Source organism: Thermosynechococcus sp. FA-CM-4201, from assembly GCF_054689355.1.
The window spans coordinates 420,388-444,034 of record NZ_CP079920.1; the positions used below are offsets into that span (position 1 = coordinate 420,388).

Annotated in this window: 28 protein-coding genes; 13 read left to right on the top strand and 15 right to left on the bottom strand. The window is 53.0% G+C overall.

Annotated features, from left to right (window positions below; translation table 11 throughout):
* Positions 1 to 140: 140 nt before the first annotated feature.
* Genes KV190_RS01990 through KV190_RS02005 form a run of 4 tightly spaced genes read right to left on the bottom strand, consistent with a single transcriptional unit; the run spans position 141 to position 2,654 of the window.
* Entirely contained in the window at positions 141 to 1,262 is a 1,122-nt protein-coding gene (locus KV190_RS01990; protein ID WP_460194379.1) for an HNH endonuclease domain-containing protein, read from the bottom strand.
* Entirely contained in the window at positions 1,237 to 1,536 is a 300-nt protein-coding gene (locus tag KV190_RS01995; RefSeq protein ID WP_460194380.1) for a hypothetical protein, read from the bottom strand. The genes KV190_RS01990 and KV190_RS01995 overlap by 26 nt, the downstream gene beginning before the upstream one ends.
* Before the next feature lie 28 nt (positions 1,537 to 1,564).
* The gene (locus KV190_RS02000) at positions 1,565 to 1,765 is read right to left on the bottom strand and encodes a hypothetical protein (protein ID WP_460194381.1); all 201 of its coding nucleotides are present in this window, start codon (positions 1,763 to 1,765) and stop codon (positions 1,565 to 1,567) included.
* Positions 1,766 to 1,796: 31 nt separating this feature from the next.
* Positions 1,797 to 2,654 (bottom strand): phosphatidate cytidylyltransferase, encoded by an 858-nt coding sequence (locus KV190_RS02005; RefSeq protein ID WP_460194382.1) that lies wholly within the window; start codon positions 2,652 to 2,654, stop codon positions 1,797 to 1,799.
* A gap of 247 nt (positions 2,655 to 2,901) precedes the next feature.
* On the opposite strand from KV190_RS02005, the gene KV190_RS02010 reads away from it, so the two are divergent.
* Positions 2,902 to 3,567: a sigma-70 family RNA polymerase sigma factor gene (locus tag KV190_RS02010; RefSeq protein WP_149818375.1), complete on the top strand. Its 666-nt coding sequence runs from the start codon at positions 2,902 to 2,904 to the stop codon at positions 3,565 to 3,567.
* Between the two features lie 41 nt (positions 3,568 to 3,608).
* A complete protein-coding gene (locus tag KV190_RS02015; protein WP_460194383.1) occupies positions 3,609 to 4,139 on the top strand; it encodes an anti-sigma factor family protein in 531 nt (176 codons plus the stop codon).
* On the opposite strand, the gene KV190_RS02020 is transcribed toward KV190_RS02015, so the two are convergent.
* The 6 genes from KV190_RS02020 to KV190_RS02045 all read right to left on the bottom strand — a co-directional run bounded on the left by KV190_RS02020 (position 4,129) and on the right by KV190_RS02045 (position 8,910).
* Positions 4,129 to 5,055, bottom strand: coding sequence for an NAD(P)H-dependent glycerol-3-phosphate dehydrogenase (locus KV190_RS02020; RefSeq protein WP_460194384.1), 927 nt, complete (start codon positions 5,053 to 5,055; stop codon positions 4,129 to 4,131). The two genes, KV190_RS02015 and KV190_RS02020, sit on opposite strands and share 11 nt — an antisense overlap.
* 12 nt (positions 5,056 to 5,067) lie before the next feature.
* Positions 5,068 to 5,388, bottom strand: coding sequence for a hypothetical protein (locus tag KV190_RS02025; protein WP_460194385.1), 321 nt, complete (start codon positions 5,386 to 5,388; stop codon positions 5,068 to 5,070).
* 99 nt (positions 5,389 to 5,487) lie between these two features.
* Entirely contained in the window at positions 5,488 to 6,342 is an 855-nt protein-coding gene (locus KV190_RS02030; RefSeq protein WP_460194386.1) for a DUF6671 family protein, read from the bottom strand.
* Entirely contained in the window at positions 6,335 to 7,105 is a 771-nt protein-coding gene (locus KV190_RS02035; protein ID WP_460194387.1) for an ABC transporter ATP-binding protein, read from the bottom strand. Before KV190_RS02035 ends, KV190_RS02030 begins: the two co-directional genes overlap by 8 nt.
* Positions 7,106 to 8,131: a serine hydrolase gene (locus KV190_RS02040; RefSeq protein ID WP_460194388.1), complete on the bottom strand. Its 1,026-nt coding sequence runs from the start codon at positions 8,129 to 8,131 to the stop codon at positions 7,106 to 7,108.
* Between the two features lie 26 nt (positions 8,132 to 8,157).
* A complete protein-coding gene (locus KV190_RS02045; RefSeq protein WP_460194389.1) occupies positions 8,158 to 8,910 on the bottom strand; it encodes an RNA methyltransferase in 753 nt (250 codons plus the stop codon).
* Between the two features lie 411 nt (positions 8,911 to 9,321).
* Between KV190_RS02045 and KV190_RS02050 the strand changes: the two genes are divergently transcribed.
* Positions 9,322 to 9,501, top strand: a complete 180-nt coding sequence (locus tag KV190_RS02050) for a hypothetical protein (protein WP_206199720.1) — start codon at positions 9,322 to 9,324, stop codon at positions 9,499 to 9,501.
* 1 nt (position 9,502) lies between these two features.
* Here the strand turns inward: KV190_RS02050 and KV190_RS02055 are convergent, their stop codons facing one another.
* Together KV190_RS02055 and proB are read right to left on the bottom strand one after the other, a co-directional pair.
* A complete protein-coding gene (locus KV190_RS02055; protein WP_190278210.1) occupies positions 9,503 to 10,510 on the bottom strand; it encodes a GntR family transcriptional regulator in 1,008 nt (335 codons plus the stop codon).
* 158 nt (positions 10,511 to 10,668) lie between these two features.
* The gene (proB, locus tag KV190_RS02060; RefSeq protein WP_460194390.1) at positions 10,669 to 11,778 is read right to left on the bottom strand and encodes a glutamate 5-kinase; all 1,110 of its coding nucleotides are present in this window, start codon (positions 11,776 to 11,778) and stop codon (positions 10,669 to 10,671) included.
* A gap of 74 nt (positions 11,779 to 11,852) precedes the next feature.
* On the opposite strand from proB, the gene KV190_RS02065 reads away from it, so the two are divergent.
* The 4 genes from KV190_RS02065 (at position 11,853) to KV190_RS02080 (ending at position 13,839) form a co-directional block, all read left to right on the top strand.
* The gene (locus KV190_RS02065) at positions 11,853 to 12,656 is read left to right on the top strand and encodes an inositol monophosphatase family protein (RefSeq protein WP_460194391.1); all 804 of its coding nucleotides are present in this window, start codon (positions 11,853 to 11,855) and stop codon (positions 12,654 to 12,656) included.
* 34 nt (positions 12,657 to 12,690) lie between these two features.
* A complete protein-coding gene (locus KV190_RS02070; RefSeq protein WP_460194392.1) occupies positions 12,691 to 13,140 on the top strand; it encodes a DUF29 domain-containing protein in 450 nt (149 codons plus the stop codon).
* 16 nt (positions 13,141 to 13,156) lie between these two features.
* Positions 13,157 to 13,591, top strand: a complete 435-nt coding sequence (locus tag KV190_RS02075) for a DUF29 domain-containing protein (protein WP_460194393.1) — start codon at positions 13,157 to 13,159, stop codon at positions 13,589 to 13,591.
* A gap of 62 nt (positions 13,592 to 13,653) precedes the next feature.
* Positions 13,654 to 13,839 (top strand): hypothetical protein, encoded by a 186-nt coding sequence (locus KV190_RS02080; RefSeq protein ID WP_011057956.1) that lies wholly within the window; start codon positions 13,654 to 13,656, stop codon positions 13,837 to 13,839.
* Here KV190_RS02080 and KV190_RS02085 read toward each other — a convergent pair.
* Together KV190_RS02085 and ggt are read right to left on the bottom strand one after the other, a co-directional pair.
* Positions 13,836 to 14,420, bottom strand: coding sequence for an L-threonylcarbamoyladenylate synthase (locus tag KV190_RS02085; RefSeq protein ID WP_460194394.1), 585 nt, complete (start codon positions 14,418 to 14,420; stop codon positions 13,836 to 13,838). The two genes, KV190_RS02080 and KV190_RS02085, sit on opposite strands and share 4 nt — an antisense overlap.
* Positions 14,421 to 14,429: 9 nt before the next feature.
* Positions 14,430 to 16,157 (bottom strand): gamma-glutamyltransferase, encoded by a 1,728-nt coding sequence (ggt, locus tag KV190_RS02090; protein WP_460194395.1) that lies wholly within the window; start codon positions 16,155 to 16,157, stop codon positions 14,430 to 14,432.
* Positions 16,158 to 16,256: 99 nt separating this feature from the next.
* Here ggt and KV190_RS02095 point away from each other — a divergent pair, with 99 nt between their 5' ends.
* From KV190_RS02095 to nusB, 6 genes are read left to right on the top strand one after another with little or no spacing between them, the layout of a single operon-like run.
* Positions 16,257 to 18,086 carry an NAD(P)H-quinone oxidoreductase subunit F gene (locus KV190_RS02095; RefSeq protein WP_460194396.1) on the top strand — a complete coding sequence of 610 codons (1,830 nt, stop codon included), beginning with the start codon at positions 16,257 to 16,259 and terminating at the stop codon, positions 18,084 to 18,086.
* On the top strand, positions 18,071 to 19,567 hold the full coding sequence (locus KV190_RS02100; RefSeq protein ID WP_460194397.1) for an NADH-quinone oxidoreductase subunit M: 1,497 nt from the start codon (positions 18,071 to 18,073) through the stop codon (positions 19,565 to 19,567). Before KV190_RS02095 ends, KV190_RS02100 begins: the two co-directional genes overlap by 16 nt.
* Positions 19,564 to 20,709, top strand: coding sequence for a CO2 hydration protein (locus KV190_RS02105; protein ID WP_460194398.1), 1,146 nt, complete (start codon positions 19,564 to 19,566; stop codon positions 20,707 to 20,709). Before KV190_RS02100 ends, KV190_RS02105 begins: the two co-directional genes overlap by 4 nt.
* Positions 20,710 to 20,738: 29 nt before the next feature.
* On the top strand, positions 20,739 to 21,848 hold the full coding sequence (locus KV190_RS02110; protein ID WP_460194399.1) for a tetratricopeptide repeat protein: 1,110 nt from the start codon (positions 20,739 to 20,741) through the stop codon (positions 21,846 to 21,848).
* Positions 21,849 to 21,881: 33 nt separating this feature from the next.
* Complete coding sequence (locus tag KV190_RS02115) at positions 21,882 to 22,553, top strand: DUF502 domain-containing protein (protein WP_149817733.1); 672 nt, start codon at positions 21,882 to 21,884, stop codon at positions 22,551 to 22,553.
* A gap of 24 nt (positions 22,554 to 22,577) precedes the next feature.
* Positions 22,578 to 23,216: a transcription antitermination factor NusB gene (gene nusB, locus KV190_RS02120; protein WP_460194400.1), complete on the top strand. Its 639-nt coding sequence runs from the start codon at positions 22,578 to 22,580 to the stop codon at positions 23,214 to 23,216.
* On the opposite strand, the gene KV190_RS02125 is transcribed toward nusB, so the two are convergent.
* On the bottom strand, positions 23,195 to 23,629 hold the full coding sequence (locus KV190_RS02125; protein WP_149817736.1) for a hypothetical protein: 435 nt from the start codon (positions 23,627 to 23,629) through the stop codon (positions 23,195 to 23,197). The genes nusB and KV190_RS02125 overlap by 22 nt on opposite strands.
* Positions 23,630 to 23,647 lie beyond the last annotated feature (18 nt).

The window sequence follows — 23,647 nt, forward strand, 5'->3', positions numbered from 1 at the left end:
TATTGGCAAGCAGTAGTGCAGGGCGATCGCAAGCCGAGTGATGCAGGTGAACCGTGCGTTCATCCGTTAAGATCTCATTGGGTAAACCAAAGTCTGCTACGAAATTTCGAGGAACTTGAATTTTGGTGATCAGGGCAATTTCAAATATATCTCCAATTAGAATTAAATCCTTGGCTAACTGCTAGAGCAATCAAAGGCATAAATTTTATTTTGTATTGTCTTTTGAGGCTTTCAAAGTTTAACAACTCTTCTTTACTAGAAAAGCCTAAATCAACCAAATATGATTCAATATAGTTATTCCATTTCTTTGGAGAGCTATGATTATAGAAAATAACAAGCCCTGTATGCTGTATTTTAATAAATCTCTCAAAATAAATATCATCGGGAATATTATCTGATTTAGAAGAATTAACGCTTTTAGGAACTGGAATCAAATTCCAAAGATGATTATGAGCCACAAAAGACCAAGGCAAATAGTGATCAAGTGAAATGTCATTAAGTTCTAGTATTTGGTTTGAGTATATACATCTTAAATCTTCACAATTTTCAATAACTGTTCTCCAGTAAGAAGTTTGCCATTGTAAAGATTCTCGCTCTCTGGGTGGAAACAACTTATTAACAATTGCAGCAGTGTTAGGGTTTCTTTTTTGCATATACTGTAGCCAACACCATGAGACCCAGCCTCTAACAATTTGATAGTTAGTTTGAATATAAGCAGCCCATTCAGGATGAATTAAGATTGCTGTATTATTCTGACTAAATTTATACAAGGGTTTACGCTCCTCAAATAATCTCTCTGCTAGTTTTTTTACTTCTCTGTTAACTTGCTGATCTTTCAATCCACTTAATTCTCTAAAAAAGGGTCGTATCAATCGAAAAGGTACATATCTAGTAAGCCTTTCATCAATATTTTTACTTTTTATCGCTTCACGAATAACGGTTTTATCACTTTCTATATTCTTAATTTTTAATGGCAAATTATCAAAAGTTAAATTTAAAGAATTTAGTTTTTCAGTAACCATATCTCGCAATCCGAAGGATAGTCTAAATACTGAATGAGGATACCAAGCATTAACTAACATCTCAATAGCCAAATCTTTTAGACTAATTGGTGAAGTCACCTCAAATAAGCGACTACTTAAAATGTCTAATAGTGATATAAAAAAGAGAAATTTATAGGAATTTGTAGTGTCATCAAGCAGTCTAGAAAAAGTGGCGATATCTAAGCTTTCAGAACTAGGCAGACTGTATGGAGTATCCATAGAAAGTTACTCTTATGTTGAACAATCTCTCAGCGTTACAATTTGCAAAATCACGCCCATTTTCTAGGTTACTAAAAACAGCCTCAATAAGCTGCGTAATCAACGCCTGTCGCATCTGAAGTTCTGGACACTGCCCAAGGATCTGGTCAACAATCGGCTGGACTTTTGTTTCCATTCCTTGATCTATCCAGACCATGTGGTGAATTTCTTTACCATCAGGGCGAGTAATTGTAACTCGGCGAGCAGCAAAACCCTCTTTTTTATTTGTTCTCACTTTAGCGTGCAAAGCTTCTAATACCAATTCAATTTGAAGATAGGGTTAATAGAGGCTGTGTAATGAACGACCAGCCCGTCAAAGAAGGAATCACTGCCGCCGTCATTTGTGACAATACAGCTTGCAGCTTTTGACGCAGGACTTCCAGTGTGTCGAACGACTGCCATGCCAATGCTGCTCGCAGATGCTGCCACAACCGCTCAATGGAATTCACCTCGGGAGCAAACACATAATCACACGGGAAGGGACGCTGTTTTTTTTCATTGACACAGGGGCAATAGCAACGTCACAAAGTAAAACACAAGGGGTGCCGTAAAAACATAGCTATCGGCGCGATCCAAAATGCCGCCATGACCGGGAATCAACTGGCCAGAATCTTTGACCCCGGCATCCCGTTTCATCATTGACTCTGTTAAATCTCCCAATAGACTGGCAATGCCAATCATGAGGCCAAACATTGCACCCAAAAGCCAAGGGAGTGGCCAGCCAAGGGAATGTGCTCCCCAAAGGGCGACACCTAAACTCCCTAAAACGCCAAACACTGCCCCTTCTACGGTTTTCTTGGGACTGATGTGGGAAAGCCGCGTCCGGCCAAAGAGCTTACCAACAGCATAGGCACCAATATCTGCTGCCCAAATACAGACAAAGGCCAACAGGGTCACCTGTAACCCCAAGGGCAAAGCGGTGAGTTGAAACTGCTCCGGCCAAAATCCCCCCAAAGGTAATGTTGTCTGTTGCTCTAATCCCCGCAGGCGCACCCAATAGCTGGGCAAATAACCGCCGTAAAACAATCCCATGATTGAGGTCGAAATATCGGCGATCGAGGCCAGCTTGGGTTGAAATAGCAAGTAGAAGCAAATAAAGGTACCTGCGACGGGAAAGACAGCATCCGCAAGATCGGGACGCAGCAGAGAGGTGATCAGGAGTACTTGACTGACCACGAGGGTGGTTTTAGCGGCGGGTGCACTCCCTTTGGCACGGGCTAGCTCAAAGTATTCCAGTTGACCCAGATAAATTAGTGCCCCAATGCCCAGACAAAAATACCAACCGCCTAGAAAGGTCATCAGCAGCGCGAGAGCGATCGCGACAAGTCCACTGGCAATGCGGATCCAGAGCATGGTGGTGAGGGGCGGTGATAAGGGGTTACATTGAGCCGCGCGTTGAGTGGTTGCGTAGCGCGTCCAAAGAACGATCGCCGCTACAATAAAAAGTTTAATCTAAATTCACTAACGTTAAGGGAACATTAACAGACTCGCAGCCCAAAGAGGATGCATGGCAATGTCCTTGGCAAGCTATAACGGATCAGGGAACATCATGGGGGCAAGGGCGTCATGAAAAGCGATTGGTCTGAGGTCGATTGTATCCATGACATCCAGTCTTCCCCTTGCTTGGACGCGTGTTGAGGAGACCAGTGCTCGGGTGACGCTGCCGCTGACAAAACTTACACCCCAAGAGTTGGTTGTCCGCTGTCAAGCCGGCAGAACCCCAGATCGCGCTGCCTTTACTGAATTGTTGCGGCGATACCAATCCCATGTGGAGCGAATTATCTATCACCTCGCGCCCGACTGGGACGATCGCGCCGACCTTGTGCAAGAAGTCTGGATTCGGGTTTATCGCAACATTCACAAACTGCAAGATGCCAGCAAATTTCGGGGTTGGCTCAGCCGCATTGCCACCAACTTGTTTTACGATGAGTTGCGCAAACGCAAACGCCATCAACCGCCCCTGTCGCTGGATGCGCCCCTGAAAACCCAAGAGGGAGAAATGAGTTGGGAACTTGCCGCTAGTGATGCCAGTCCCGATGACCGGTTGCGCACGGATGAATTCTATGATCAATTACGGCGGGCGATCGCCAACCTACCGGAAACCTTTCGGACAACGATTGTCCTGCGGGAAATTGAAGGCCTCTCCTACGAAGAAATTGCCCAAATCACCGGGGTTTCCCTCGGAACCGTGAAATCGCGAATCGCCCGTGCCCGCCAGCGACTCCAACTAGAACTCCAACCCCACCTCGATCTCCCTTCAACCTGATGCGAATCACCCCTACCCTTTTGCTGCAAGGACAGACCCCTATGATGGACGAACTTGATCACTGCAAACGCGATACCTTTGAACTTCTGAGCGCCTACCTTGATGGTGAAGTGACGGCTGCGGAACGGCAACAGGTGGAAGCATGGCTGGCCACTGACCCCGAAGGCCAACGCCTCTATCAGCGACTCCTGACCCTCAAGCAGCAGATGCAAGAGCTGCCCGTACCCTTGACCCCCTGTCCAGCGGATCGTTTGGCGGCTCAAGTGATTGCTAAGGCCAATCGCCCCCGTCGCATTTGGGTTTTAGGGAGTGCGGGGGCAACCCTAGCGGCATCCTTCGTGGCAATGCTGACGGGTCTCATTCCCAATCCCTTCCCCAGTCTGCCTGTGGCTATCACCAGTCCTGCCGACATTAAGCCAGAGGTCTCTCCCCTACCGATTGAGCCAACAGCAGTCGGTTTGATGCTCAGTCTTGACCGTCCCCCTGTGGCGATTCCTGTGAGTGAAACGGCTCCTGCAGCGCTGCCGGCACCCCGTGCAAGTTCACAGCCAAGGACTGAAGCTACTGACTAGGAATAATCTCGGGCTTGAAGGGACGTTCCAAAAGACAATTGAGGGCAGCTTGGGGAGTGAGATGGCCACCAAGAACGGCATTGACCATGGCGGTAATCGGAATATCTAACTGGTGCTGCTGGGCATAGGTGCAGAGCACGCGAGCGGTGTTCACCCCTTCAGCCGTCCCCTTGGTCAGGGCTAGGGCTTGGGAGAGGGACTTACCGTGGGCAAGATGCCACCCCACTTGATAGTTGCGACTCAGAGCACTAGTACAGGTGGCGAGGAGATCCCCTAACCCCGAAAGGCCGTAGAAGGTTTCCACTTGTCCGCCCCAGTGGGTACCCACCCGCACCATTTCCACCAGTCCTCGGGTAATCAGGGCAGAGCGGGCATTGACGCCAAGACCCAGACCATCATTGACGCCACAGGCGATCGCAATCACATTTTTGAAGATGCCCCCCATTTCCACACCCCGCCGGTCTTCATTGCTATAGAGGCGAAAGGTGGTACTGCCCAAACAGTCCTGTACTTGCTTAGTTGCTGCTAGGTTGCCCCCCACCACTGCCGCTGCCGGTAGTCCCTGCTGAATTTCACTGGCTAGGTTGGGGCCTGAAAGCACCACAAGATCATGATGCGGGCAGTAAGTTTGCCAAATATCCGCCGCTGTGGCAAAGGTTTCCGATTCTAGACCCTTTGTGGCACTGACAAGGATCATTCCTAAGGGGGGGTGAAGAGCAGCGACTTGGGCAGCCACGTCCCGTACGGCTTTGATGGGGAGAGCCGAAACCAGTAAATGAATGTCTTGGAAAAGAGCCGCCGAGAGTGCCCCCTGCGATCGCCCCCAGCAGGAGACCGTGCAGCCCTGTTGCTCAAATAGGTATGCCAGTGTTTGTCCCCAATGACCTAAGCCCAAAATCAATACCCTTGGGGACATACCATCCCCGTCCTAGGGCGTAACCGTTAGATTTTGAAATTCTTGCTGCTGCCGTTTGCGAAAGGCCTCTGCTTCAGCATTGAGATTTTCCATTTGATCCGCCACCACTTCGTTGGGATCGCGACCATCCATCAAACGCAGCCGATTCATCAGTCCGGGCACGGAAAAGTTGCCATTCTGGGGATTGAGAATGGTGCCCAAATCATTGGCATTGCCGTTTTGTTGCCAGCCTTCCATTGGGTTATTCGTGTTTGCAGTCTGGGCAAGCGCCATACTCCCGAGATTGAGAGTGAGTGCAGCAAGGGCAAGACTGGTCAGATAGCGAGGTGTCATGGGTCACTCCTCAAAACATGCGCTAGGAATGCAGACGATAGGATGGCTCAATCGGTGCCGAGGGCTGTACAAGGGATTATACCAAGTCTTTGGCGTTGCCTAGGGGTTGCAGAAGTAGCATTGACTAGGATCGGCAACGGTTTCCGGAACCGGCACTGTCACTTGGTGCAAACAGCGTTGACAGCGGTAACGGCTGGCTTTGATGGCGCTGGTAGGTGCGCCACACAGTTCACAGGGTAGCCCCGGTAGTTTCTCACGAGCCACAAACCCCGGCCAACCACACTGGGGACAGCCCTGAGCCATCGCTTGAACGAGGTCAGCAGCCGCTTGAGCAATCACCTGCATGCGCGTCGGGTTCATGTGAGCACGCATATCGGTTTCAAGGTGAATGGTGGGGCAATCGGTTTGCAGGGTGGCGATCGCCCTTTGCAACTGTTCCTCACTTTGAATCCCTTTGAAAATTGGTGTATTGGGGAGAGGATCAGCCTGCGCCATCGCAATCAAACCATGTTCCGGAAAGCCCACCCGCTCGGCAAAGGCCAAGGCCTCTGCAAGATTACTCACGGTGGCATGGTTAAAGTTCGTTTCTAGGGAGAGCACCTCTCCCCGCAAGACAAGGTCATGGCGGCGATCCACAAGCAGGACAAGTTCGCGATCGCTTGGAAGCATCGGAAATTGCGGATGGGGGCCAAAGCTGCCCTCACTGGCAATCACTAAGTCTGCATCGGTTTGCGCTAGCACTGCTTCTGCCTTGGCGAGAGCCGCCTCTTCTTGGGTGCCACAGCGGGGAATTTCACGGCTAAACGTGCCAAAGCGATCGCTATCAAAATCCGAGGCCACCACCACCGTGACCCCTAAGCGAGCCAGCGCCGGGGCGATCGCCTGCTCTTTGCCATGCTTGGTGGCAAGAATTGCCGTGCGTCCTTGGAAGTAGCGATCGGTGGGTCTAAACATTACCGCCAAGATAGGCCTCAATCACCTTGGGATCATTTTTAACCGTTAGGGGATCACCCAGAGCAATGAGTTGACCAAAGTCCAATACCGCTAGGCGATCGCACAAACTCATCACCAAGGGCACATGGTGCTCAATGAGAATCACCGTCAGGTCAAAGGTCTCCTTGAGGCGACGAATCAACTCACAGAGGTCTTGCTTTTCCTTGGGATTCATGCCCGCAGCCGGTTCATCCAGCAAGAGCAGGCGGGGTTGCAGTGCCAAAGCACGCGCCAGTTCAAGGCGGCGTTGTTCACCATAGGGTAAGTTACCTGCCCGCTCGTGGCGCCGCTCGTAGAGATTCACCCAGTAGAGGAGTTCCTTGGCGCGGTTCTCCAAGCGCTCCTGAGCATAACGTACAGACCCTGCCCCCCAGAGATTAGCCCAGAAACTGGCAGGGGCATGGAGATGCTGTCCCATGCGCACATTCTCCCAAACACTCATCTCTGCAAAGAGGCGAATATTTTGAAACGTGCGGGCAATACCCAACCCCGCAATCTGGTGGGGCTTAAGCGGGTGCAGGGGCTGCTGCTGAAAGTGAATTTCCCCTGAGGTGAGAGGAATTAACCCCGTCAGCAGGTTAAAAAGGGTGGTTTTACCAGCGCCATTGGGGCCAATAATGCCAAAAATCTCCCCCGTTGCCACGCTAAAGGACACGCGATCAACCGCCTTCAGACCGCCAAAGTAGCGGCACACATTCTCTAAGGTCAGGAGTGGCTGCGACATCTAGGGCTGAGAAGGAGGAAGTTTCTCGAAGGCTTGGTAGGCCATGCGCGAGACTTGGCGAATGAGTTCACTGCCTCGGGGATCATTGTAGGGGCGTTTCACCATCATTGCTGCCACATAGCGTTGGCCATTGGGCATATCCACCATGCCCGCATCCCCCACCACAATACCAATATCTCCCGTTTTGTGGGCAATCGTCGCCCCTTTGCCAAGACCAGCGGGCAAGAGCGTATTGGTGACCGTGCGCCGCATAATGTCCAGCAGGCGATCGCGACTACGGGGGGAGACAATTTCCCCCTGACCAATTTTCAGCATCAGCGTTGCCAAATCGCGGGGGCTAGTGGTGTTGGTACCCTTCATATCCGGTAGCAGATTGTTGATCACCGTATTTTCTAAGCCCCATTCCTGAAACTGTTGGTTCAGCACAGCGGCGCCCCCGAGGCGATCAATAATCATATTTGTTGCCGTGTTGTCGCTAATCGTAATCATTAAATCGGCCACCTCAAGGGCAGGATACTGGGAATTGGGCTTTTGGTATTGCAATGTGCCTGCCTCAGAAGCAATCAGATCGGGGCGCATCGTCAGGCGTTCATGGAGCGTGACTCGTCCCTCATCCACCGCCTTGAAAAAGGCAACAAGGATCGGAAATTTAATCGTAGAGGCCGCTGGAAAGACCTCATCGCCACCGATATTCAGAGATGCCCCAGAGTCCAAGTTAAAAAAGTACAGCCCCGCCGTCAGATTGGGTTGACGGGTCACCAGTTGTTGAATTTGCTGTTGCAGGGTGGGGAGGGGACGTTCTGGAGGCAAGTTGGGGGTTGGTGTTTCAGGGGCGATCGCCTGACTGGCAGTGGTTTCTAGGGACAGTTCCTTAGGCTGCAACACCGACAGCAGCGTTCCCACCATCGCAGCCAGAGCCACTACACTCACGCCAAAGCGAAAAGTGATTAAGAACAAATTGGGACGGGACGGCGCCGGGGGTGTGACTGGACGAGGCAGTGAGGAAAGACCAGAGGACTGAACCATTGAACGAGACTGAGCAACCATGCCATTTACTTTAGAGGGAAGGTGTCCGAAGAGATTGTGGCTGCGTGCTGAATCGCCCACTCCACCTGACGAACCATGCCCCGCAACAGCGCCACTTCGGCATCCGTGGGGTAGGCGCGCCCGAGGAGCGATCGCACCTTGGCCATACGACTAGCAGCGGTATGGGGATACAAAAAACCAATCTGGAGCAGCACCTGCTCTAAATGGTCATAAAACCCCTGCAACCGCTCAAAGGGGACGGCAGACCCTTGGGGAAAAGTTCCCCCACTGTCGCAGGCCGTCAACCACAACTCATAGCAGCATACGGCAACAGCTTGCGCCAGATTCAAAGATGGATAGGCATTGGCCGTAGGAATCTGCACCAAACCATGGGCACACTCCAATTCGGCATTCGTGAGTCCCCGATCCTCGCGACCAAAGACCAGTGCTGACTGCGGGACAGCCAACAGTTGCGGTGCCGCCTGCCGCGGTGTCCACAGAGGTAACGCCAAATCCGCCACATCTCGCCCCACCGTGGCAAAGACCCGCTGACAATCCGCCAGTGCCGTTGCAAGGGAATCCGTCATTCTAGCTTGCTGGAGCACATCCTCTGCATGAACCGCCCAACGCCGGGCTAGCTCTCCCTTGGGATCACAGCGGGGACTGACAATCCACAACTGCTCTAACCCCATATTTTTCATCACACGGGCAATGCTGCCGACATTGATCTCCCCTTGGGGTTCAACGAGGACAATGCGCACCGAAGGCAGAGTATCCACGCTTGCTGGCTGAGCCAAAATAAAAAAATAATTAACGTTTTCTAGATGATTTTAGAAGACTTCTTTAGTCTTTCTCAAGTCCTTACAAATTCAGGACTTTGCCGCATATTTCATAAATTGAATAACTGTAACACCCTTAGTACGATTCTTAGCTCAATCAGTAAAATTGGAAATAACTTTTTAGGTGTGACCCCTACTCGCCAACCGCTTTCCCTCGCTTAGGAAATTCTCCAGAGATTTCCTAGGTACACCCCTGTGCTAAAACATGGGGGACACAAAGGGAAGTACCTCTCTCCCATAAAGACTTTCACCGTTTTAACTGTGTTCCATCCCTGTGAAGAGGGCTGTGGTCTGGGCTAGCAGCAGGGGTCTTGATTTAGTGGTGTGGTTCTGTCAATGAGGAGTCAACTCATGTGGCGTTTTATGAGCTTGCATTGGCCAAAACTCAGTGCCGTCGGCATCCTGTACTGTGGTCTAGCCGCTGGCCTAGGGTATCTTACGAACCTACAACTGGATGCAATGCACAATCAAGCAAAAAATCAGGCCATCACGGTGCAATTGTCCCATAGCCTGAATGACCTCAATCCCTGAGTCAAGAGGCTTTAGCTTCGAGGGGGAGATCTTCCGTCAGGCCAATTTCCCGTTTCAGCAGTTCAACTGACTGCGGATCAATGTAGCTTTCGCAGCAAATGAGACGGGGGATACGAATCAACTCATGGCGAGCCGCCGCAATGGCTGCTTTGACCCGTTCCCCACTGGCGCGATCGCTAATGATCGTGTGGGCACGGTGCACCAAGGCATTGAGCTTATAGCTATCGTTGGCTTGAGCGGTCACCAAGAGTAGCTCATCCCCCCGTAGGCTGTGGATCATCACCTCTGCGACACCAAGAGTACCGGAACTAAGGCTGACCAACCCCAAGCAGGAGCCTTTGGGCAATTGCCGTACCACTTCCAGTTCCCGCTGGTAGTTGTAGATGTCGATGAAAAATACGCGCACGTCCTTATCGCGGGTGATCGCTTCCGTCATGCTGGCAAAATAGCGCACGGTAACGACGGTTGCAGAGGTATCGCCATCAAGGACGGTTTCCAAGTCTTCAAGAAAGATCAGCTCGACGGGAATTGGCAGCAGTTGTTGCAGTTCCTGAACAATCAGTTCGCCAGCCCCTTGATCGTGGCGGGGCACCGTCACCAAGACCCTCACCCCGGCTTTCTGGCGGGCATCAATCTCCGCAAGGAATAACTCCCGAATCTGACTCAGGGAATAGCCCATTTCGAGGAGGGTATCGACACTTTCTTGAACAATGCGGTGCACAGGTACAACAGCGGGTCGGCGTTGGCGAGGACGGGTTTCCTCTTGGCCGAGGGCACGCACATAGATGCCCGACCCCACTTGGGGCACGACTAAACCAGCAGCTTCAAGGCGTTCGTAAACTTTGCTGATCGTGTTGCGGTGCAATCCAGTTTGCATGGCGAGCTGCCGCGTACTGGGCAAGCGATACCCCGGCGGAAATTGCCGTGCAGCGATCGCAAAACTAATTTGATTAAAAAGCTGAGTTGAAGCAGGAATTTCGCTATCTGGTTGGATGTGGAACTGAACCATACTTTTTCCGCCAATCAGGTACTGTCCTAATACGCCTTCCTTGGTGTGGCTATGCCAGATGCAAAACCTACCCCCAATCGCTGCATAAACCGTCACAGTTAGTGAGTAATTTTACCGCACTGGTTGGCTATCGTCCTGTGCTTGAGGATAGAACACCGTTACAGTGTTACGACTAGGTTGTCGCGGTGGACAATTGTATCGGCACCGGCATAGCCGAGGATGTTGGCCAATTCCGTAGATTGTTGCCCCTGCACACGACGGATTTCTTCGCTGTTGTAGTTGACAAGGCCACGGGCAATTTCAGTTCCCGCGGGGTCACAGAGCTTCACGGCATCTTGGGCTTGAAACTCTCCTTCAACACGGGTGATGCCTGCGGCCAAAAGAGACTTGCCCCCCACCGTAATGGCCTTAACGGCACCCTCATCGAGCCACAACTCGCCTTTGGGAATGAGGGCACGGGCAATCCAGCGTTTGCGGGCATTGATGGTTTTGGGACGAGGTTCAAAGTGGGTGCCCAAGGGTTCACCCGCCAGGATTTTCAGGAGGTTAGTGGGCGATCGCCCATCGGTAATCACGGTGCGGACGCCAGCTTCGGTGGCAATCTCGGCAGCGCGAATTTTGGTGGTCATGCCCCCGGTACCCCAAGGGGAGCCAGCAGCACCAATTTGAATCGTTTGGGTTAACTCGGCTAGGGAGACCACCCGCTCAATGGGAACGGCTGTTTTATCAATGCGCGGATCCGCTGAGTAGAGGCGATCGACATCCGTGAGCAAAAATAACCAATCGGCTTCGACAAGGCTGGCCACAAGGGCGGAGAGGGTATCATTGTCGCCAAACTTGAGTTCATCCACCGCCACTGTATCGTTTTCATTGACAATGGGGATGACGCCCAGTTCAAACAGCGCTTGGAACGTGTTGTAGATATTCAGGTAGCTCTGGCGATCGACAAAATTTTGCCGCGTCACGAGGATTTGGGCAATGGGTTGGCGCAGCACTGCAAAGAGATCATCGTACATGCGCATTAGGTGTCCCTGCCCCACTGCTGCCACTGCTTGTTTTTGGGCTAATTGTTGAGGACGCTCTGTTAAGCCCAAGCGCACGGCACCCACACCCACCGCCCCAGAGGAGACGAGCACCACGCGATCGCCCCGCCGTTGACAGTGACACAAGACCTCAACTAGTTGGGCAATGGTGGCCAAGGCCAGATTTCCTTCTTTACCCCCCGTTAAGCTCGATGTGCCAATTTTGACGACCAGTGTTTGTGCCATGGGGAGTCGGGACGAAGATTGCTTAGTGGGTATAGGATCAAACGTGCTCATTGTATCGCGGTGGGAGACAGCCAATGAACTCAGGGTTTTGGTCTGAGGTGCTGGACACCTGTCAACAGATTCAACAGGTGGTTGCCCCCCGTTTGCTGGAGTGGGCAGGACAGTCCCCCAGCGATCGCAAAGCTGATGGCAGCCTTGTTACCCGTGCCGACCTTTGGGCCGATCAGAAAATCACCGAGATGCTGCAACAGCGCTTTCCCCACCACGGCTGTCTGAGTGAAGAGGGCAACCATACCTACGGTGGTGAACAGTGGTGTTGGATCATTGATCCCATTGATGGCACAACTAACTATAGTCATGGTCTGCCCATTTGGTGTATTGCCCTCAGTCTGCTCTACCAAGGCACACCCGTATTTGGCTATGTGCACGTTCCCGGCTTTCAGCAGACGTTTCATGGGTTCTATCAAGCCCCTGACCATGCCAACGGTGCCTATTTGAATGAAAAACCCATTCGCGTCAAGGTTAGTGAGCCAACTTTGCAGACGTTTTTTAGTCTTTGTGCCCGCAGTACTGATGTGCTCAAGCGTTCCTTCCCCTGCAAAATTCGCATGTTGGGATCCGCCAGTTACAACTTGCTGACCGTTGCTGCGGGTTATACCCTCGGTGCTGTGGAGCGCACACCTCGCATTTGGGATGTTGCCCCCGCTTGGCCGATTGTCCATGCTGCTGGTGCCCACTGGCAATGGTTAGACCCGCCAGAACCGTGGCAGAGAATGTTTCCAATTCAGCCGGGGCATGAAGCCGGGAGTCGTATCTTTCATACACTGGTGAGTGCCAGTCCTAGCTTGGGGCAATTTTTTGCGGCATACATTATCTAAAATGCAGCTTGAGGGGATCTGCCAATAAAAAATCATGCAAACCAATCTTTATCAAAGCGACTTTTATGCTTGGGCCCTAGAGCAGGCGAAGTTGCTCAAGGCAGGAGACTTTGGCCACCTTGATATTGCCCACTTAGTAGAGGAAATCGAAGCCTTGGGACGGCAGGAGCGGCAAGAACTGAAAAACCGCCTCGGTGTTTTGATTGGGCATTTGCTGAAGTGGGAGTATCAGCCCGAAAGACGCAGTAAAAGTTGGCGAGTCACGATTCAGATGCAACGACGCGAGATTAAGGATTTATTGGAAGAAAATCCTAGCCTTCAGTCTTATCTCACGAAGGCGATCGCCAAAGCCTATTTGGCAGGACGAGACTTAGTGTGCTTGGAAACCCCCCTAGACTATCCAGATTTACCCCCAACCTGTCCCTATACCCTAGAACAATTGCTCGACCCAGACTTCCCGCGAGATTTGTATCCCACGGAATAGTTCACGATCAAAGGCCATGACCTCTCCTCTGTATGACACGGACTTTTATGCTTGGACCCTAGAACAGGCGAAGTTGCTCAAGGCAGGCGACTTTGCTCACCTTGATATTGCCCACTTAGTAGAGGAAATCGAAGCCTTGGGACGGCAGGAGCGTCGGGAGCTAGAAAATCGCCTCGGGATTCTGATTGGACATCTCCTGAAGTGGGACTATCAGCCGCAAAAACGCAGTAAAAGCTGGCGAGCAACCATTCGCGAACAACGGCGAGCTGTGCAGAAACTGATCCATCAAAACCCCAGCCTGCAACCCTACCTACCCCAAGCGATCGCTGAGGCCTATGAATCTGGCAAAGATTTGGTGGTGCGTGAAACCCCCTTGGACTACTCGGATCTGCCTGAAAGTTGCCCCTACCCCTTGGAGAAAGTTTTGGATAGCCAATTTCCTTGCCAATAGAGATAAACTTCAGCCTGATCCAAGGTGAGGCTATACTGGCAGTGACGACGTGGAGTCGCAGTATGGATACAGCCCAAATTAAAGCTTTAGTGGAAAAAGCGCTAGAAGATAAAATTCTTACCCTCGAAGAGCATGGCCAAATTATTGACGCAGTGCTTTCCGATGGCCAAATTTCCGAAGAAGAGGAAAAGATTTTACAGGAACTCCTTGAACGGGTCGCCTCTGGGGAAATTGATTCCCAGTATTAGGGTGTTTTAATCTGCACTCGCCCTTGGCGCAGGACGTGCCATTCCCCCGATTGCCATTGCACCACGGTTGAGGGTTCTGGGGGGGTAGGGGGTAACTGCCACGGGTGGAGCGTCAGCACTTGGGGAAACTCGCGGGCGATCGCCCCCAGTTCAATGAGCGGCGGCTGTCCCGAACGGTTAATACTGGTAGTGGCCAACGGTCCTGTTTGCTCGAGGAGGGCTTGGGCAGGCGGCCAATCGGGAACCCGCAAGCCAATCGTGCCTGTACCTAGGGGGTTCAAACCGGGGGGAAGTTCAGCAGCGGGCAACACCAAGGTCACTGCCCCCGGCCAATAACGCGCTGCCATTGCAGACCACTGTTCCCATTCAGCAGCACTACCGCGCACAAAGGGCCAGAGTTGCTCAGGATTGGCGCCCATCAGGATCAAGGGTTTATCCGGTTGACGTTCCTTGGCGGTGTAGATCAATTCCCCGCGATCGCACCGACTGGCTAAGGCGGGCACCGTGTCTGTGGGAAAACTAATCAACCAATTGCCGGTTCGCACTGCGGCCACTAAGGCGGCCATACTCACCTGTGCCATATTTCTCCTCTACCAACCAATGGCAGCCCCTTCGCCGCGAGGATCCGCTGCCCCTTCCAATTGTCCCTGATCCAAAACGCGAATTAAGCTGGCATTCCCCCAAGGGCGGGTTTGTTCTACCCGATAGCCCCAGTGCTGCCACGTTTGCATCCAAGAACTTGGAATCGTTGGCTCGACAAAGAGGGTATCCGGTGCCCACTGCTGATGAATGCGGGGACGGGCAACGGCGGTGGCAGCATCCTGCCCTAAATCAACGACGTTCAAAAACAGTTGCAGCACAGTGGTAATAATGCGACTGCCGCCGGGGGAGCCTAAGACCATATTGAGGCGATTATCCTTGAGGACAATGGTCGGACTCATGCTCGAGAGGGGACGCTTGCCGGGTGCGATGCCATTGGCTAGGGGGGCGTTGTCCGATTGAATACCAACTACACCAAAGAGGTTGGGTTGATTGGGGGCAATGGCAAAATCATCCATTTCATTGTTGAGGAGAATCCCCGTTTGCGGCACCACCACCCCCGCTCCAAAAGGACCATTGATCGTAAAGGTGAGGCTAACGGCATTCCCTTGGGCATCCACCACATTCAGGTGACTGGTGTTGTCTGACTCTGCAAGTTGGATCGGGGTGGCGGCACTCACCGCGCTTTGGGGACGGGCACGACGGGGAAGAATTTCCCTAACCCGCTGTTGGCCATAGCGAGGATGGGTGAGGGCAGTGACCGGCACAGGCACAAAGTCACTATCGCCGAGGTAACGGGCGCGATCGGCGTAGGCAATTTGCATCACGCTGGCTAGGTAGTGACCGCGATCGCTGGGGGTAGAAGCAGGGGGCAGCAGTTGCCAGAGGTTGAGCATTTGCACAAGGGCAACGCCACCAGAAGAGGGGGGTGGCATGGAACAGACCTGAAACGCACGGTAGGTACCACAAATTGGCTCTCGCCAAACGGCGGTATAGGTTCGTAAATCCTCTGGGGTGATCTTGCCCCCTTGCTGTGCCATAAAGTCTGCGATCGCTGTGGCAATCCAACCCTCATAAAAGCTGCGCGGATCACGGGCGATCGCCCCCAAGGTTTTTGCCAACTCCGGCTGTTGAATCACCGTACCCACGGGGGGAACTTGACCATCCCTAAGGAAAATGCGCGCGGCGGTGGCATCTTGCTGCAGAACGGCTTGGCGCATCGTTGCCCACTGCTGATAACGCGGGGTAACCGCAAACCCCTGTTGGGCAGCCTGAATGGCGGGTGCCACCACCTGAGACCAAGGCAGTTGACCATAGCGCTGGTGCAAAGCGGCTAAGCCAGCAACGGTGCCGGGGGTGCCTGCGGCCAAGACCCCATCCAAACTGGCGCGGGGAATCACCTCTCCCTTTGCGTTGAGATACATCGTTGGTGTCGCTTGCAGGGGTGCCCGCTCCCGAAAATCAAGGGCACGCATAGTTTGGGATTGGGCCTGATACACCAGGGCAAAGCCACCGCCACCAATCCCAGCGGCATAGGGTTCAACGACGGCGATCATGAATGCGGTTGCCACGGCGGCATCCACGGCATTGCCCCCTGCCTTGAGGATGTCTCTTCCTACTTTTGCTGCTGCCGGTTGAGCTGCTGTCACCATTCCCCGCTGGCCGATTGTTTGAGCTGGGGCGGGTGGGGTGGGAAAAAATGTCACCGCTAGGACGATAGCGAGGAAGGGCGATCGCCCCCATTGCTTAACCTTCCCTAGAGTGAATCCTTGCCCCATGATTGATTTGGCTCAAAACTGTTGCGGAACCCCAGCCTGTAAAATACACGAAGAGAGCATTATTGCAAACGTCTTCAACCGCCAAGGTTCATTTTTGCCATGCCAAATTCACTGTTAGAAACCAGTTGGTGGGTGCCCTGTTATGGCTTAGTGGGTGCAGCCCTGACGTTGCCTTGGGCCACCGGTGTTGTGCGGCGCACCGGGCCTCGACCCGCCGCCTATTTCAACCTTTTGATGACGGTTGTTGCTTTTGTGCATGGCTTTTTTCTATTGCAACAAACTCGCAGTGGCGCCACCGCAACGATTGTTTGGCATTGGCTACAGGCACCGGGACTCGATCTCTCGTTTTCATTGCTGATCAACAGCGTCACCACGGGTGCCATGGAGTTGGTGACGGGCCTGAGTATCCTCGCCCAGATTTTTGCCCTGGGTTATCTCGAAAAAGACTGGGGCATGGCCCGCTTCTTTGCTCTCATGGGCTTTTTTGAGGCGGCTCTCAGTGGCATTGCCATCAGTAACTCGCTGCTCCTGAGCTATGGTCTGTTGGAGATGCTGACCCTCTCCACCTATCTGCTTATTGGCTTCTGGTATGCTCAGCCCCTTGTGGTCAAAGCAGCACGGGATGCCTTTCTCACCAAACGGGTGGGGGATATTTTACTCCTGATGGGGGTGGTCGCTGTCGGCAGCCTTGCGGGAAGTTATGATTTTCCCGATCTCTATGAATGGGCAGAGCAGGCTAATTTACCAGATGGTTGGGGCTTTTTACTGGGCTTAGCTTTGATTGCAGGTCCCACGGGTAAATGTGCTCAAGTGCCTTTGCACCTGTGGCTCGATGAAGCCATGGAAGGGCCCAACCCCGCTTCGATTATGCGCAACTCAGTGGTGGTGGCGGCGGGAGCCTATATTCTCATTAAGCTACAGCCGATTCTGGTGGCCTGTCCGGGGGCAAACATTGCGCTGATCCTGATTGGGGCCGTCACAGCCCTCAGTGAATCCCTTGTCTCCATTGCCCAAATTGACATTAAACGGGCACTGTCCCACTCCACCAGTGTCTATCTAGGGCTGGTGTTTATTGGTGTCGGCACGAATTGGACGGATTTTGCCCTGTTTGTATTGCTCACCCACGCGATCGCCAAGGCACTGCTGTTTATGAGTATTGGCAGTGTGATTATGACCACCAACTGTCAGGATTTGACGGAATTGGGCGGGTTAGGCGGACGGATGCCAGCCACAAGTTCAGCCTTTGTGATCGGTGGTCTATCCCTAATTGGCTGTCTGCCCTTGGGTGCCTTTTGGTCGTTTTATCGCGGTATTGGCTACTACTGGCAAACAATGCCTTGGCTGGTGGGTCTGATTTTAGTCGTCAATGTGCTGACGGCTGTCAACCTCACCCGTGTCTTTCGCTTGGTCTTCCTAGGACCTGCTCAGCCCAAAACCCGCCGTGCCCCTGAAGTGCCTTGGCCTCTGGCCGTGCCAATGGTGACCTTGAGTATTTTGAATGTGCTGGTGCCCTTTATCTTGCAGCGGGTGCAGTTGTTACCAGAGACCATCGATTGGACGATTGTGGCGCTGCTTGTGGTGTCGGGATTGGTGGGCATTCTTTTGGGTGGGTTTGTTACCCTCAAACGCAGTTGGACGCGCCCCATCAAGGTGCCTCTGCGCTTTGTGCAGGATCTGCTGGCCTATGATTTTTACATTGAAGAGTTGTATCGCTATACCGTGATCTGGGCAGTGCGATCGCTCTCGCAGTTGAGTGCTTGGGTGGATCGCCACATTGTCGATCGCATTGTGAATACAACGGGTGTGGCGTCGCTTGTGGGGGGTGAGTTGCTGAAGTATAGTGCCAGCGGTCAATCCCAAGCCTATTTGCTGCTGGTGTTTATTGGTGTGGCAATTCTTGGGGGGGCGATCGCATGGCTACTACTGTAATGCCGCTGTTAAGTTTCCTGCTCTGGGTGCCCTTACTGGGTGCCCTTGCCCTCAGCCTGTTGCCTGCTGCGAGTTTGGGGCGCACCTACCGCAGTTTAGCCGCTGTGGTGATGGCGATCGCCCTTGTCGTTAGTCTCGCGATCGCCCGTCTATTTGACCCCGCCAATGCCGCCCCGCAATTAACCGAGGTGATTCCTTGGTTGGAGCCATTGGGCTTGAGCTATCGCCTGAGCGTCGATGGTCTGTCGCTGCCGCTATTGGTCTTAAATAACTTCCTGACGCTGATTGCCCTGTTGGCCACTTCTGTCAATCTGCCCCGTCCGCGGTTGTATTATCCGCTGGTACTGCTGTTGAATGCGGGTGTCAGTGGTGCCTTTTTGGCCGATAATTTGCTGCTCTTTTTCCTCTTCTATGAATTGGAGTTGATTCCCCTCTACCTCTTAATTGCGATTTGGGGTGGGGCACGGCGCAGTTATGCGGCCACCAAGTTTTTAATTTACACGGCCATTTCTGGGGTGCTGCTCCTCGCGGGCTTCTTAGGACTTGTATGGCTTGCCCATGCCCCCTCCTTTGACTTTGACCCCCAGTTATCCACCCTCTTGCCCCTGAGTTCGCAGCTTGTTTTGCTGGGACTGATTTTGGTGGGGTTTGGCATCAAGATTCCCCTCGTGCCCTTCCATACGTGGCTACCCGATGCCCACGTCGAAGCCTCCACGCCGATTTCTGTGCTGCTGGCGGGGGTACTGCTCAAACTGGGTACCTATGGGCTAGTGCGCTTTGGCGTGCAGTTATTTCCGCAGGCATGGCAGGTTTTGGCGCCGGGGTTGGCCACTTGGGCGGTGGTCAGTGTGCTCTACGGTTCCCTGATGGCGATCGCCCAAACGGATATGAAAAAAATGGTGGCCTACAGTTCCATTGGGCACATGGGGTTTGTCCTCTTGGCCACTGCCACTGCCACCCCCTTGAGCATTCTGGCGGCCATTGCCCAAATGATGAGCCACGGGTTAATTTCCGCCCTTCTCTTTTTGTTGGTGGGGGTTGTCTATGAAAAAACCGGTAGCCGCAACATTGAGGTGCTAAGGGGCTTGCTGAACCCTGAGCGGGGGTTACCCCTGATTGGCAGCCTGATGATTGTCGGTGTCATGGCCAGTGGTGGTATTCCCGGCATGGTCGGCTTTGTGGCGGAGTTCCTGATCTTCCGCAGTAGTTTTCTCACCTTCCCAGTGCAAACGCTCCTGTGTATGGTGGGGACGGGGTTAACGGCAGTGTATTTTCTCTTGTTGGTGAACCGCGCCTTTTTTGGTCGTTTGCCCAATGAATTGACGGAGCTGCCGCCTGTGGCGTGGGGCGATCGCCTGCCGAGCCTCCTATTAGCCACGCTAATCTTGATCTTAGGGATTGTTCCCAACTGGCTAATCCATTGGAGTGAAACCACTGTTAGCCTTCTCACCACTGCTGTTGCTACGCTGCCCGTACCATGACCCTAACTACCGCTGCTCCCACCTCCTTGCATCAAGAACTGCGTACCGCCATCCTCGAGCGGTTGCTCCACGGTCAAGCCCTCTTACCGGATACGCCAACCCATGTGATGGAAGTGGTGGGCATCCTCAAAAGCTATGGGGTGGTGCTCAAGGCCTATGCGGAAAATCTCTGCGACATTAGTGAGCGGCAGTTTCTGGTGCTGTTTCCCTTCTTCAAATACTTCAACGGCGAGATTACGATTCCCAAGCTGCTGCGCCACTGGTGGCATGACCGCATTAACTACGAATATGCCGAATACTGTATGCGTGCCATGATGTGGCATGGGGGCGGTGGTCTGGATGCCTTCCTTGATTCGGCAGAATTTCGGCAATTGGCGGGCAAGGCGATCGCCGCTAAACTGCGGGGCAACCCCCTGATGCAATTGGTGAACCAGCTTTTTCCCGAGTTTTTGTTGGAAACGGTGCGGATGCTCTGCTACTACAGTGGCTTGGGGCAGTTTTGGACAGTGATGTATCCCATCTTTCTCACCTTGAGCGATCGCTACGATGCGGGTGAAATTCGCAGCATTCCCGATATCGTGGATCATATTCGCGCGGGGCTGATTGCCGCTGCCGATCGCCCGATTACTTACAGCGTTAAAATTCACGGCCAAACCTACGAGATTCTGCCCGCCAGTGCTGGACTCACCTTTTTGCCAGACACAGCCATTCCCTACGTTGAAGCTGTGTTTGTGCGGGGCACGCCCTTCTTTGGCCTTATTTCCTTCAATGCCCAAGCCCAGCAAATTTCCCGCGATCAAGGGGAGTTTGGCTATGGTGCCCTCTTTGCGGATCCCATTCCCACGGGTGCGGCTGGTATTCCCCCCACACTGCTCATGCAGGATATGCGCCACTATCTCCCTCCTTATCTTTTTGAGTTCTATCGTCGCCAAGGCCGAGGTGAAGACGATCTGCGGGTGAAAATTTGCCAAACCTTCCAAAAATCAATGTTTTGCGTCACCACAGCAGCAATCACCGCCCTTGCTCCCTATCCTTGGACGACCACTGACCCCCAAGAGCAAGCCGCCAATCGGTCATTCTACGAAACGTGGCTGGATCGCCTCGAAACCTCCCGCCTCTGGAACGTGCAACTGAGTAACTAAAATAGAAAAAACCGTTGGGGGCGCTGGCCATGCTGACTGAGGTTTTGACAGCACTGGATCAAGGAAATTTCCAACAGGCAGAAAAATTACTGGCCACCTTGCCTCCTGAGGATCCTCGTGTTCTCCTGTGCCGAGGTCAACTCTATCTCAAGACAGAGCGGCTAGAGGAGGCGGAGTCAGACTTTCGCCAATTATTGCGGCTGAACTGTGGCCCCAAGCTGACGCAAATGGCTCGGCGTGGCCTCGAAAAAATTGAACAAATTCGCCAACAGCAGCGGCAACAGGCGATTTTAGCAACCCATGCCGTGGTGGGAGTCGAGCAGCAGGGCGTTCTGGTTTTGGAGGGGGTGGCTGCCTCTGAGCAGCGGACGATCCTTGCCCGTCTTTTGGCCACCATGTTTAAGATTGACCCCTACACGGCGCGACTGTTGATTCCGTCGCGGGGCTGGCGTTTGATCCGCACGGGCAATTTTGCGGAACTCACCGTCTATTGCCAAGAACTGAAGCAGCAGGGGTTTACCCTCTTTTGTGTCCCCCTTGAGGCGCTGACAGCCACACCCGTCTTACAGGTGCGTTATTTTGAAGCCTTGGAGCCACAGCCGCGTGTCGTGTGTACCAGTTCGCTCTCGCCAGAGCCAGTGGAGTTAACGTTTACTTGGTCACAGGTCAGCCAGCGAGTAGAGGGGTTGCTGCCGATTTTTGAGCAGGTGTTCGATCGCGATCGCCAAGGAAAAGTCACCCGCAAAGAACAAATTCAGGATCATGCTCAGTGCTGTGATCTTCACCTCTTTCAGCAAAATCAAATCCTGCGGTTTTATCGCGGCGGTTACCAGTTTCACCAAGGGATTCCCCTCAATCAAGTGGCGGAGGTGATCCAGAGTGATTTGGATTTGGATCAAAATACCTCATGGGTAAAGTGGCGGCAGTTATCGAGTCTGTGGCAGCAGCACTGTGGCGATCGCCCCGTCTGGCAAGACTTCACCAGTTTTGCCGAAACCGCCTTGGACTTTACAGAACTCCTGAGTAAAATTCCCCCCCACATTAACCTCTTTCGCCGTGAGGACAGTCCTTGGGATGCCGCCTTCATGCTCTACAGCAGTTTGGCCTTTCACCGTGCCCGCAGTAGCAGCAACCGCTAAGCTAGAAACAGAAGTCTGCTCGTGCGAGTATCTGTGCTGCACCGACTCCAACAAGCAATTAAAAATGATCTCATCGCTGGTCTGCTGGTGGTGATCCCGCTGGCAACGACGATTTGGCTATCGATTTCTGTCTCCAGTTGGGTCTTGGATCTCCTCACCCGTATTCCCAAGCAGGTGAACCCCTTCAAAACGTGGCACCCCCTGTTGGTGGATCTGCTCAATGTGGCGGTGGGGATTGTTGTGCCCTTAACAGGGATCCTGCTCATTGGCTTGATGGCACGCAATATCTTTGGCCAGTGGCTGTTGAACACCGGTGAGAGCATTCTCAAGCGCATCCCCTTGGCGGGCACCATTTATAAAGTGCTGCAACAACTCCTAGAGACGATTCTGCGGGACTCGCGCGATCGCTTTCGGCGGGTGGTGCTTGTAGAATACCCGCGGCCGGGGCTGTGGGCTGTGGCCTTTGTCACTGGCACAATTAATGGTTCATTGCAAACGGTCTTTTCCGAGCCGATGTTGAGTTTATTTATCCCCTCATCGCCTAACCCCACCACCGGTTGGTATGTGATTGCCAGTGAGCGGGATGTACGCGATCTCGATATTTCGATCGAGGATGCCTTTAAGCTGATTATTTCCGGGGGGATTGTGACACCGGGATCGGTTCCGACCTCGACCCTGCCCCCTGCCCCTGCGTCGTTGCGTTAAGAACTTGTTTTTGAGGATTTAGCCATGATTACTGCTCGTCGTGTTGCCCGTGAATTAGCGTTGCTCAGTGCCGCTCAAGTGTTACGCCAACCGAAACTGCTCGATGAAAGTGACTGCCGCAGCTTGATCCTGACAGCCGTACGCACGCTGGCGAGTGATGTGCGCGATACCCTCGAACAGGCCGGCACTGAACTTAGTGAAAGTCAGCGACTGCTCCACCATAGCGAGTTTCAGTTGCCCCATCTCGAAAAGGCACAGATGGTGCTTCAAGATGCCCTCAATCGGGCGGAAAAGGGCTTGAACAAAATAGGCGCTGCTCTGGATTTACCCGAAATTCTCTACTTTGCCCATCAAGAGGAAGTCCAAGCCTACGCGATCGCCCTACTGCGCTGTTTGCAGCGACACCAAACGGAGATTCAAGAACTGGTGAATCGCTCAATGGTGGATTGGCAACTGGAGCGACTGACACAATTAGATCGCGCCATTATTGAAATTGCCGTTGCAGAGATGCGCTATCTTGATGTGGCCAAGCAAGTGGCGATCAACGAGGCGATCGAACTGGCCAAACGCTACAGCGATCAGGGCAGCCACCGCTTTATCAATGGCGTGCTGCGGCGGATCAGTGAAGCCCTTGACACAGCTCAGGCAGCCACGGGTAACTGAAACGACTGCCATAGTTGCTGCCGCCCCAATTCCACATCCTCAGGCCGACATTGCCAGTGGGGATGGGCGCTCATCACCAAACTTTCGAGGGTTTCGCGATCAAAGAGATGCCAAACGGGGGCACCGTCAACATGGTGGGCGATCGCCAGCAGATTTTCAGCCACACAGTGGATTTCTAAACAGGTGGCTGCCCGCTGAATTTGCAACTGCTGCCCCGGTAGGAGCGATCGCACCGCATCCATAATCTCCCGCAGTTCCGAGATGCTCTGGACACAGACCCCCGGAATGGCTACCCGCTGCTGGGGATCCCCATTGACTTGCAACCAATAATGACGGCTGGGATCAATTCCCAAGAGCCAAGGATCAACATCATCTAAGCGATAACGGGGAGCTAAGGAGAGTCCGTGCATCATCTATCCATTTCCTAAATC